Annotated in this window: 6 protein-coding genes and 1 pseudogene; 4 read left to right on the forward strand and 3 right to left on the reverse strand. The window is 72.0% G+C overall.

Going from position 1 to position 12,031, the window contains the following annotated elements; genetic code table 11:
* Window positions 1–200 precede the first annotated feature (200 nt).
* From ACWGI2_RS28945 to ACWGI2_RS28955, 3 genes are all read left to right on the forward strand, one after another.
* Window positions 201–2,489, forward strand: coding sequence for a heavy metal translocating P-type ATPase (locus ACWGI2_RS28945; RefSeq protein WP_453698482.1), 2,289 nt, complete (start codon window positions 201–203; stop codon window positions 2,487–2,489).
* Between the two features lie 185 nt (window positions 2,490–2,674).
* Entirely contained in the window at window positions 2,675–3,364 is a 690-nt protein-coding gene (locus ACWGI2_RS28950) for a copper homeostasis protein CutC (RefSeq protein WP_453698484.1), read from the forward strand.
* A 186-nt stretch (window positions 3,365–3,550) separates the two neighbouring features.
* A complete protein-coding gene (locus ACWGI2_RS28955; protein WP_453698881.1) occupies window positions 3,551–4,060 on the forward strand; it encodes a DUF2165 domain-containing protein in 510 nt (169 codons plus the stop codon).
* On the opposite strand, the gene ACWGI2_RS28960 is transcribed toward ACWGI2_RS28955, so the two are convergent.
* Entirely contained in the window at window positions 4,057–6,099 is a 2,043-nt protein-coding gene (locus ACWGI2_RS28960) for a HelD family protein (RefSeq protein WP_453698485.1), read from the reverse strand. The two genes, ACWGI2_RS28955 and ACWGI2_RS28960, sit on opposite strands and share 4 nt — an antisense overlap.
* A gap of 417 nt (window positions 6,100–6,516) precedes the next feature.
* Here ACWGI2_RS28960 and ACWGI2_RS28965 point away from each other — a divergent pair.
* Window positions 6,517–7,599, forward strand: a pseudogene (locus ACWGI2_RS28965) (glycosyltransferase 87 family protein); the annotation flags it as partial.
* On the opposite strand, the gene ACWGI2_RS28970 reads toward ACWGI2_RS28965, so the two are convergent.
* Complete coding sequence (locus ACWGI2_RS28970; protein ID WP_453400674.1) at window positions 7,505–9,148, reverse strand: DNA repair helicase XPB; 1,644 nt, start codon at window positions 9,146–9,148, stop codon at window positions 7,505–7,507. The pseudogene ACWGI2_RS28965 and the gene ACWGI2_RS28970 overlap by 95 nt on opposite strands.
* 100 nt (window positions 9,149–9,248) lie before the next feature.
* Entirely contained in the window at window positions 9,249–11,759 is a 2,511-nt protein-coding gene (locus ACWGI2_RS28975) for a helicase-associated domain-containing protein (protein ID WP_453698487.1), read from the reverse strand.
* Between the last annotated feature and the right edge of the window lie 272 nt (window positions 11,760–12,031).

Raw genomic sequence — 12,031 nt, forward strand, 5'->3', positions numbered from 1 at the left:
GACGGGTGGATGGAGTGGCTCTCCGCCCTCCATGCCACCGAAGATACCCCCTGGGGGTATTAAGTCAAGCCCGGACGCGACCCCGGACCCGCCCCGGGTCTCTCTTGCGTTCGATACCCCCCAGGGGTATAAATGGATTGCGTCAGAGGTACCCGCCCCGGGTACCCCGGATCCGCCCCCGTCACAAGGAGCCCGCAGCCATGTCCACCACACCCGGCACCCCCGAGGTGGCGTCCACCGCCGAAGTAGAACTCGCCATCGGTGGCATGACCTGCGCCTCGTGCGCCGCCCGGATCGAGAAGAAGCTCAACCGCATGGACGGCGTCGAGGCGACCGTCAACTACGCCACCGAGAAGGCCAAGGTCAGCTACCGCGGCCAGGACATCGCCGTACAGGACCTGATCGCCACCGTCGAAGCCACCGGCTACACCGCGCAGGAGCCCGCCCCGGCCCGTACGGAGGAGCCGGGCACGGACCCGGACGCCGACGAGCGGCAGGCCGGCGATGAACTGCGGCCCCTGCGCGAGCGGTTGATCACCGCGGTCCTGCTCTCGCTCCCCGTCATCGCGATGGCGATGATCCCGGCCCTCCAGTTCGAGTACTGGCAGTGGCTGTCCCTGACCCTCGCGGCGCCGGTCGTGACGTACGCGGCCTGGCCCTTCCACAAGGCCGCGTACACGAACGCGCGGCACGGCGCGGCGACGATGGACACGCTCATCTCGGTCGGCACGTCGGCCGCCTTCATCTGGTCCCTGTGGGCGCTCTTCTTCGGTACGGCCGGTACGCCCGGCATGACGCACCCCTTCGAGCTGACCATCTCCCGCTCGGACGGCGCCGGGAACATCTACCTGGAAGCCGCGGCGGGCGTCACCGCCTTCATCCTGGCCGGGCGGTACTTCGAGGCCCGCTCCAAGCGCAAGGCGGGCGCCGCCCTCAAGGCGCTGCTCCACCTCGGCGCCAAGGACGTCACCGTCCTGCGGGGCGGCGGGCGAGAAGAGACCATCCCCGTAAGCGACTTGAAGACCGGCGACCGCTTCCTCGTCCGGCCCGGCGAGAAGATCGCCACCGACGGCAAGGTCGTCGAGGGCGCCTCCGCCGTCGACGCCTCCATGCTCACCGGCGAGTCCGTGCCGGTCGAGGTCGCCAAGGGCGACGCGGTCACCGGAGCCACGCTGAACGTGGGCGGACGCCTGGTCGTCGAAGCCACCCGCGTCGGCGCCGACACCCAACTCGCCCGCATGGCCAAGCTCGTCGAGGACGCGCAGAACGGCAAGGCGGCGGCCCAGCGCCTCGCCGACAAGATCTCGGCGGTCTTCGTGCCGATCGTCATCGCCCTGGCCGTCGCCACCCTCGGATTCTGGCTCGGCAACGGCTCCGGGCTCACGGCCGCCTTCACCGCCGCGGTCGCCGTACTGATCATCGCCTGCCCCTGCGCCCTGGGGCTCGCGACCCCGACCGCCCTCATGGTCGGCACCGGGCGCGGCGCCCAGCTCGGCATCCTGATCAAGGGCCCGGAGGTCCTGGAGACGACCCGCAAGGTCGACACGATCGTCCTGGACAAGACCGGCACCGTCACCACCGGCAAGATGACCCTGCTCGCCACGCATGTCGCAGTCAGTACGACCGAGGCCGAAGTCCTGCGCCTGGCAGGCGCGTTGGAGCACTCCTCGGAGCACCCCATCGCCCAGGCCGTCGCCACGGGCGCCACCGAGCAGGTCGGCACGCTCCCCGCCCCCGAGGACTTCGCGAACGTCGCGGGCCTCGGCGTCCAGGGCATCGTCGAGGGCCACGCGGTCCTGGTCGGCCGTGAGGCGCTCCTCGCCGAGTGGGCGATCCGGCTCCCCGTGGAGCTTGAGCGCGCGAAGGCGGAGGCCGAGGCGGCCGGGCGTACGGCCATCGCGGTCGCCTGGGACGGCGAGGCGCGTGCGGTCCTTGAGGTGGCCGACGCGGTGAAGGAGACGAGCCCGGAGGCGATCCGCCGCCTGCGCGACCTCGGCCTCACCCCGATCCTCCTGACCGGCGACAACAAGGCGGTCGCGGCATCGGTGGCCGCCGAGGTGGGCATCGCCCCCGAGGACGTGATCGCCGAGGTCATGCCGCAGGACAAGGTCGACGTGGTCAAGCGCCTCCAGGCGGAGGGCAGGAGCGTGGCGATGGTCGGCGACGGCGTGAACGACGCGGCCGCGCTCGCCCAGGCCGACCTGGGCCTGGCGATGGGCACGGGCACGGACGCCGCGATAGAGGCGGGCGACCTCACGCTCGTACGAGGAGACCTGCGCGCGGCGGCGGACGCCATCCGCCTCTCGCGCCGCACGCTCGGCACGATCAAGTCGAACCTGTTCTGGGCCTTCGCCTACAACGTGGGCGCGCTGCCGCTGGCCGCGGCAGGACTCCTGAACCCGATGATCGCGGGCGCCGCGATGGCGTTCTCCTCGGTCTTCGTGGTCGGCAACAGCCTGCGCCTGAGGGGGTTCAAGCCGCTGAGTTGAACGCCCGGGGGCCGTTCGGCCGAACCCTCGGCAAGATCGACGTGTACATGTCTTTGCGATCACCCCGGTGCGCTTGGGTCGCGCCGGGGTGATCTGCGCGTAGGCTGGGTAATTGGACTAGACCTGTGCGCGACGGCTTCGACGCCGAACGCACCCGCGGCCCCCGGACCCGAAGGAAGACATCCATGAGCAAGCGTGCAGTCCTGGAGGTGATCGCCCTCGACGCCGAGGACGCCGTCGCCGCCCAGGCCGGAGGCGCGGACCGCCTCGAGCTGGTCACCGACATGGCCGCGGACGGCCTGACCCCGTCCCGCGAGACCTTTGCCGAGATCCGCGCCGCCGTGGACATCTCCCTGCGCGTGATGCTGCGCCTCGCGGACGGCTTCGACGCGGGCGACGTCGACGCCCTCGTACGCCGCGCGCACGAGCTCAGGGGCGCGGGCGCCGACGAGTTCGTACTGGGCTTCCTCGACGAGACGGGCGGCCCCGACCTGGCCGCGGTGGAGGCCGTGGTGGGCGCGCTCGACGGCTGCCGCTGGACTTTCCACCGGGCCATCGACCGGACCTCCGACCGCGATGCCCTGCGCAAGCAGCTCGCGGACCTGCCCGGCCTCGACACCTACCTCACCGCGGGCGCGGCGAGCGGCGTGGACGACGGTCTGCCCACGCTGCTCGCCGAGGCGGCGCGGTCCGGCGAGCAGGGTTACGAGCAGCAGATCCTGGTGGGCGGCGGCCTCCGCCTCGACCATCTGCCGCGGCTCAGGGCGGCGGGCGTCGACGCGTTCCACATCGGCGGAGCCTCACGCCCCGACGGCTGGTCGGCGCCGGTGTCCGCCGCGGCCGTCGCCCGGTGGCGGGCAGCGGTGGACGCCTGATCGTCCCCCGGGCGGGACGCCTGATCGTCCTTCGTGCGGGACGCGATACAACTGGACGAAAAAGGAGGGGACTTCATGCCGACACCAGCAGACCAGACACGTCCCGCAGACGAGACACGTTCCACAGACCAGAAGCGTCCCGCAGACCAGGCGCACACCACAGACCAGAAGCGTCCCGCGGAACGGATGCTCGCGGCGGGGGCGCTGCCCGTCGCCGCGACACTGCTCACCGGGACGGTGGCGCTCTACATCACGCTCGTCGCGTTCGGGAACATCACCGACTTCGACACCAACCAGCAGTTCGTACGCCATGTCCTGGCGATGGACACCACCTTCAAGGACGACGACCTGATGTGGCGCGCGGTGGGATCGACCGCGCTGCAGGACACCGCGTACGTCGGGATCATCGTCTGGGAGAGCCTGGCCGCGCTGATCCTCCTCGCGGCGACGGTCCTGTGGGCCGGGGCCCTGCGCCGCCCCCAGGGGCTGCGCAGAGCCCGACGGGCGGGCACGATCGGCCTGTTGATGATCCTCGTCCTGTTCGGGGCGGGCTTCATCGGGATCGGCGGCGAATGGTTCGCCATGTGGCAGTCGGAGGACTGGAACGGCCTGGACGCGGCCACGCGCGTCGTGACGCTCGCGGGCATAGTGCTCGTGGTCACGCACCTGCCGTCCGGCTCCAAGGAGCCCGCCTAGGCGGCGAGCTGCTCCGGCAGCCCGGCGGCGTGCACGACGGTGAGCCCCGAGACGGCACGGGTCAGGGCGACGTAGAGCCGCCGCAGGCCGGTCCGCTCGTCGGGCTCGCCGTCGACGACGGCGGCGGGCTCGTCGAGGACCACGTAGTCGTACTCGAGTCCCTTGGCGAGGGAGGCGGGCACGAGCGTGAGCCGGGTGTCGGGGGTGGTCTCCTCGCCGGGCGAGAGGTACGTCATCCCGGCGGCGTCGAGTGCTTCGGCGAGCGCGGGGACGCGGGCGTCGGCGGCGATGAGCCCGATGGAACCTTCCCGCCGCAGTGACTCGGCGCAGGCTTCGAGGGAAGCGGCGTCGAGATCCGCCGTGCGCCGCACCACGAGCGAACCCGCCGACTCACGGACGGACTTCACCTCGGCGAGGCCCGGCGCGATGGAGGGAAGCAGCCGGGAGGCGAACGCGATGACCTCCCGAGGCACACGGAACCCCGCGGTGAGCTCCTCCACCACGGCCTCGCCCTTCCCCAGGTGCCCGAGGGCCTGTCCCCAACTCCGGGTGGCCCAGGGGGTGGTGCCCTGGGCGAGGTCGCCGAGGACGGTCGCGGAACCGGTGGTGCAGCGCCGCCCGACGGCGCGGTACTGCATGGGGGAGAGGTCCTGCGCCTCATCGAGGACGACATGCCCGAGGGAATGCGTCCGAGAGACGAGATCGCTCGCCTCATCGATCAACACGGCGTCGGCCGCGGACCACTTGGCGGCCTTGAGGCTCCGCGCGGGCTTGGCCCAGAGGATGAGCTTCTGCTCGTCCTGATCGAGAATCCCCTCGGCATGCAGAGCAAGGAACTCGGCATCGGAGAGCAGCCGCAGCACGAGCTTCGCGGGATCGACGGGCGGCCACATGGCCTTGACGGCGGCCTTCACCGCGGAGTTGCGGGCGACAGCGTCCTGCACACGGTCGTCGGGGGCCTCGCCGGCCTGCTCCATCCGGACGAGCACAGCGTGCGCGATGCGCTGAGGCAGGGCGTCGCGGGCGGCCCCGTACCGGATGTCGCGGGCGAGCAACTCCCCTACGACCTCCTCCAGTTCGTACGCGGGAACGCGCCAGCGGCGGGATCCGCGCACCACGACGACAGGCTCCTCGGGCATGCTCACGTGCGACCGCAGGGCTTTCCTCAGCACCTCGGCCATGCGGGCGTCGCCCTTGATGACGGCAGCGGCGGCGTCGTCCGTCCCCCGCACCTCCACATGGGCGACGAGGTCGTCGACGGTGGCCTGCTTGACCTCCAACTCGCCCAGGGCGGGCAGTACTTGCTCGATGTAGTGCAGGAAGGACTTGTTGGGCCCGATGACCAGGGTCCCGGTCCGGGCGAGGCGCTCGCGGTGGGCGTAGAGCAGATAGGCGACGCGGTGCAGGCCCACGGCTGTCTTACCGGTGCCCGGCCCGCCCTGTACGCACACGGATCCGCCGAGACCGCTGCGCACGATCTCGTCCTGCTCGGGCTGGATCGTGGCGACGATGTCGCGCATGGGGCCGACGCGGGGCCGCTCGATCTCCTGCTGGAGCAGCTTGCTGGTCCGCTCGGCCTCGTCGGCGTCACTGAGGTGCTCGTCCTCGTACGCGGTGAGGTCGCCGCCCGTGTATCCGAACCGCCGCCGCAGGGCGATGTCCATCGGCGCCTTCTTGGAGGCGCGGTAGAAGGGCTGCGAGACCGGGGCTCGCCAGTCGATGACCATGGGGTCGCCGTCGGCGTCGTGGACGTGCCGCCGCCCGATGTAGAACTGCTCGCCGTCGGCGCCTTCCGCCTGGTCGGCGCCGGGGGCGTGGAGGTAGTCGAGCCGCCCGAAGAAGAGCGGGGTGTGGGAGAGATCGGCGAGGGACTTGATCCGCTCGTCGATCTGGCTCTGCAGCACGGCGGCGTTGACCCAGTTCGCGGTGACGTCGCGGATGTCGAGCGCTTCGGCGTCCTCGCGCATGGCTCGGAGGGCCGAGCGGGATGCGGCCAGGTGGTTCCGCTCTCGGGAGAGGGGGTCGGGGGTGGCGTGCACGGTTGCCTCCGGCGGGGGAGCGGGGTCTGGGGCCGGCCGGTTGCCGACCGGGCGGGGGCGGGCGCGAGGCACGCGGGCAGACCGGGCATCTTATGCCCCGCTCCATGGTGGGGCCACCGGTTTTCCTCGCGGTGCCTGTGACTCCGCGGTGCGTCCTTGCCGAACGGGCCTCCCCGCCCACCCGCCCGGCACCCCGCAGTGCCCCCCCCTGAACGAACAAGCCTCTCCCACCCACCCGCCCGTTCACCCCGCATCCGATACGCGACCGATTGCCCCGCAGCGACCCCGTGATCCACTAAGGTCGCCGCCGTGAAGGAACCGTCTGTTATCGGGGTGTCACGTTACGTCAAAGCCTTGGCTCTTCTTGGCGTTTCCCTTGCCGTCCTCGCCGTCCTCTGCCTCGCCCAGCGCATCCCCATGGCCGACACCCTCGTCTACCGGGCCGAAGGCGCCGCCGTCGTGGGCGGGAGTGATCTCTACGGGTTCACCGTCACCGAGTGGGAGCTGCCGGCCACGTACCCGCCCTTCGCCGCCATCCTCTTCGTACCCACCACCTGGCTCCCCCTCCCCGCCCTCAAGCTCACCTTCGTCGTCGGCAATGTCTGTCTCCTTGCCCTTCTCATTCATCTCTCCTGCCGGCTCACCCAGCTCCCCACCCGCATCGCCCCCCTCCTCGCCTGCACCGCCCTCGCCCTCTGGCTCGAACCCGTCTTTCAGACGATCCTCTTCGGGCAGATCAATCTCGCCCTCGCCTGCCTCATCCTCTGGGACCTCACCCGGCCCCCCGGCTCCCTCGGCAAGGGCTTCGCCATCGGTATCGCCGCCGGGATCAAGCTCACCCCGGCCGTCTTCATCGCGTACCTCTTCCTCCGCGGGCGCGTGCGTGAAGGGTTCACAGCCGTCAGCGCCCTCCTCGGGACCCTCGTCCTCGGCGCGCTCACCCTCCCCGCCGCCAGCGTCGACTTCTGGACCCGCCGGGTCTTCGAGACGGGCCGTGTCGGCAAAGCGTGGATCGTCGACAATCAGTCGCTTCAGGGGCTTGTGGCCAGAGCCGCGCACGACCCGCACCCCGGCCTCCTGTGGGCCGTCCCCGCCGTTCTCGTCGCCGCCCTCGGGCTGTGGCTGGCCGCCCGTAGCCCCAGCGAACCCCGCGGAGTACTCCTCACCGCCGCCACCGCGCTCCTGGTCTCGCCCATCAGCTGGTCCCACCACTGGATCTGGTGCGTACCGCTCGTGACCCTGCTCGTGGCGGAGGGCCGCCCCCGCCTGACCGCGGCGGTGGCGACCCTCTTCACGGCCCGCACCCTGTGGCTGGTCCCCCACCAGGGCGCCCTGGACCTGCAACTCCCTCACTGGCAACAGCCGTTGGCCTCGCCCTACCCCCTGCTGGCCGCAGCCCTGGTCCTCAGTTGTCGGCCAGCAGCTCGTCCGCGTCCACGATCCGGTACGCGTACCCCTGCTCCGCGAGGAACCGCTGCCGGTGCGCCGCGAAGTCCTGGTCGATGGTGTCCCGGGCCACCACGGAGTAGAAGCGGGCCTCATGACCGTCGGCCTTCGGACGCAGCACGCGACCGAGCCGCTGTGCCTCCTCCTGCCGGGAGCCGAACGTCCCCGACACCTGGATCGCGACCGTAGCCTCGGGCAGGTCGATCGAGAAGTTCGCGACCTTCGAGACGACGAGGACGGAGATCTCGCCCTCCCGGAACGCGCCGAACAGCTTCTCGCGCTGCGCGTTCGTCGTCTCGCCCTTGATGACCGGCGCGTCCAAGTGCTCGCCCAGCTCGTCCAGTTGGTCGATGTACTGGCCGATGACGAGGGTCTGCTCACCGGCGTGCTTGCGCACCAGCGCCTCCGTCACCTTCCGCTTCGTGGCGGTGGTGGCGCAGAAGCGGTATTTCTCCTCGGCCTCGGCCGTCGCGTACGCGAGGCGCTCCGAGTCCGTGAGATTGACCCGCACCTCGACACAGTCCGCGGGCGCGATGTACCCCTGCGCCTCGATCTCCTTCCACGGAGCGTCGAACCGCTTGGGGCCGATCAGCGAAAAGACGTCCGACTCGCGGCCGTCCTCCCGCACCAGCGTGGCCGTCAGGCCGAGCCGCCGCCGGGCCTGGAGGTCGGCGGTGAACTTGAAGACGGGGGCGGGCAGCAGGTGCACCTCGTCGTAGACGATGAGCCCCCAGTCACGGGAGTCGAAGAGCTCCAGGTGCGGATAGACACCCTTCCGCTTCGTCGTCAGCACTTGGTACGTGGCGATGGTGACGGGCCGGATCTCCTTCCGGGTCCCGCTGTACTCGCCGATCTCCTCCTCGGTGAGGGAGGTCCGCTTGATCAGCTCGCTCTTCCACTGCCGCGCGGAGACCGTGTTGGTCACCAGGATCAGCGTCGTCGCCTTGGCCTCGGCCATGGCACCCGCCCCGACCAGCGTCTTTCCCGCACCGCACGGCAGCACGACCACACCGCTGCCGCCGTGCCAGAACCCCTCGACCGCCTGCTTCTGGTACGGCCGCAGCGCCCACCCGTCCTCCGCGAGGTCGATACGGTGCGCCTCGCCGTCGACGTACCCGGCGAGGTCCTCGGCGGGCCAGCCCAGCTTCAGGAGGGTCTGCTTGATCTGCCCGCGCTCGGAGGGGTGGACCACGACGGTGTCCGCGTCGACCCGGTCCCCGACCAGCGGCTGCACCTTCTTGGAGCGCAGGATCTCTTCCAGGACCGGCCGGTCGGTGGTGGTCAGGACGAGGCCGTGCGTGGGGTGCTTCGACAGCGTGAGCCGGCCGTAGCGCGCCATCGTCTCGGCGATGTCCACGAGCAGCGCGTGCGGCACGGGATAGCGGGAGAACTCCACCAGGGCGTCCACGACCTGCTCGGCGTCGTGCCCCGCGGCACGGGCGTTCCACAGCCCGAGCGGCGTCACGCGGTAGGTGTGGATGTGCTCGGGAGCACGTTCCAGCTCCGCGAAGGGCGCGATGACACGGCGGCAGGCCTCCGCCTGCTCGTGGTCGACCTCGAGCAGGAGAGTCTTGTCCGACTGGACGATCAGGGGACCATTCACGCGCGCACCCTTTCGGTAAGCCAAACGTCCAGTGTGCCGCATGGCGCGCGCATACGGTCCGGCCCACGGGCCCGCCTATGTCACAGCCCGGGGGCCGCCCTCAGTCGTCCGCCAGCTCCGCGACGCCCGTGACCCGATGCAGGGGGTACGTCTTGACCTCGTCCGCCGTGTGGTCGTACGCCGTGACGAAGCCGCCCTCCACGCGGATCGGGGCGATCACGCGCTGGCTTGCCGAGCCCTCGGCGTTGACGTAGCCGATCCACAGCGCCTCGCCGGTCAGGACCGCGGCCTGCATGGTGGCGAGGGTCTCGGCCGCCGTGGTGCGGGGCAGCGCGTCGCCCTTCTCCGGGGTCGCCTTGCGGGGTGCGGTCGATGCCAGGTCGCCGGCGCGGATGGCGCGTACGGCCGCGCCGATCAGGGTGGTGTCGGGCAGCGGCGGCCCGTCGTGGACCGGCTCCGGCTTGGTGCGGGGCGGCGAGCGGTGGGCGTGCGCCCGCGTGATCAGTACGTCGCCCTCGGCGCTCTCCGCGGCGGGCGCGAAGCCCATCCCGCGCAGGCCTTCGAGGAGCGCCCCGGGGTCGGCCTGCGCGGCGAGCACGGTCGGTGCGAGGCGGCGCAGGCGCAGGCTCTGGGAGCGCTTGTCGGCGAGGATCTCGTTCAGCAGGGCCTCGTCGTCGCAGCGTACGTACGCGGACGCGGCGCCGATCCGCAGGTGGCCGTGTTTACGGGCCACGTCGTCGATGAGGTACGCGAGCGGCTGCGGTACCGGTGTGCGGGAGTGCGAGGCCAGGAAAGCGTGCAGGTCGGACGCGGACTTCCCCGCGTCGAGCGCCCGCCGCACGGAGCCTGGCGTGAACCGGTACACCGTCGCGCCGCCCTTCGACTCGACGTCGGCGAGCACGGAGAGGGTCTCGGCGAGAGGGCGCTCCAGCGGGCCGGGGGCCACGGCCGTGAGGTCGGCCTGCAGCAGGACGTGGTCGAGCGGTTCGGGGAGCAGCGGGGCGAGGAGCCTGGCGGCGCGGGCGCCGGAGGCGGCGAGTTCGGCGGGGGAGGGGTGGGCGCCCGTCCCTGCCGGGGTCTCCTCGCTCTCGGAGCCGAGCAGTGCCCGTCCGTGCGCGGACAGTGCCCCGCGCCCGGTGACACCGAGCAACTCCGCCTCGTTCAGCGTCCATTGGGCGATGCGGGCCCGCAGCTCCAGGGGTGCGGTGTGGCTGGGCGATGTGCCGGAAGACGAGCTGCCGCGCGGCGGGCGCTCCCACCGCAGGCGCGCGAGGATCGACTCGGGGGTGGGGCTCGCGCCGTCCGGCAGGGTGGTGAGGAGCGTGAGCACCCGGCGGCGGATCTCCGGCGCCGACGAGCGGTCCAGGTGCGGGCCGAGCGCCGACAGTGTGCGGTCCTTGCCGTCACGGCCGCCGATCAGGCCCGCCGTGCGGGTCGCCGTCAGCCAGGCCGTGGCGAGGACCGACCAGCGCTCGGCGGGGGGCAGCTCCTGCCAGTCGTCGTAGGCGGGCGTCGCCGCGTACCGCTCGTCCGCCTCGCCGTCCGACGCCACCAGGCCCGCCGCGTAGGCCAGTTCGACCCAGAACGCCGCCACCGGCTCCGGTACGTCGAGGGCCACCGCCGTCCGCTTCAGGTCGCGCACGCTGAGGCCGCCCGCGCGCAGCACGGTGGGGCCGCCCTCGTCCCAGTCCTTCAGGAGCTCCTCGACCGTGTCGAGCGCCATGTACGCCTGGCTCGCCGCCGCCGCGTCCACAGCCTGTGGACGGTGTTCGCGCAGCGGCTCGACGGCGGGCGGCGCCGGTTCGAGCACCCGGTGGGCGCGGCCGGCGCGCAGGTGCAGGGCCGCCTCGCGGGGGAGTACGACGGTGCCGGGCGCGGTGGGGAGCAGGAGCCCCCGGTCCAGGAGCCAGCGCAGGTGGCGGGCCGGATCGGCGGTGACCTGACCGTACGGCGGCCCCCAGACGAGCCGCGACAGCACCTCGACGGATTCGGTCGGCGCCTCGTCGAGGAGCGCGGACATCCGCGTGCGGTCGGTGAAGAGTTCGGTGAGCGAGCGGACCGCGGAGACGGCGTCGTGCGTGGACGGCAGCCCGGCCGCCGCCACGATGTCCTGCATACGGTTCGGCGACATGCCCGCGGTGGCCTCGGCGACGGTCGGGCCGAGGCCGGTGGGGGAGGGGTACTGCGGGGCGGGGGCGAGGAGTTCGCGTGCGGTGCGGACCAGACGGAGGCGGTCGTCGGAGCCCCAGATCAGGGCTTGCTCGCGGAGGGTGGCGAGGGCGGCGGTGAGAGCGGTGGTGGCGGAGGCGTCGCCACCCTCGTCTCCGGCGACGAGGGCGTGGAGCTCGTCGTACGTGGCGGGTTCCGGAGCCACGGCGAGTGCCTCGGCGACCTGCTGGGCGAACCGGTCGAGCCGCTCCAGGGCACGGACGACGGAGGCGCGGGTGGCTGCGCGGGTGGCGAGCTGGGTGAGGTCGTTCGGGACGGGCGTGAGCAGATCGGGGCGTGCGTGGAGCAGCGCACCGAGGGACGCGTCGTCACGGGACCGGAGTGCCTCGGCGAGGGACCGGGGGCTGTCCGCTGGGCGCTGGGGCTGCTCGTCGGTGCTCATCAGGGCCACGGTAGCGGGTTGGGAGGCGGGGCTGGGGGTTCCTGGTGTCTGTGGGTGTGGGCCGGGGGGGCGGGTGCGGTGCTGGCCGTGGGTGGGTGCGGTGCGTTCCCGACTGCGGGTGCGTGGTGCGCTGCGGGTCCGGTCCGTGTGTGGGTGCGGGGCCGCGCCGGTATGTCCGTCCTCGCTATCGTCCGGTGGCCGCGTAGCTACTTCGGCTCCGGAGCCTCCGGGAGCCGTGCTCCGGGCAGACATACCGGCACGTCCCCTCGCGT

Source organism: Streptomyces sp. NPDC054866, from assembly GCF_053610745.1.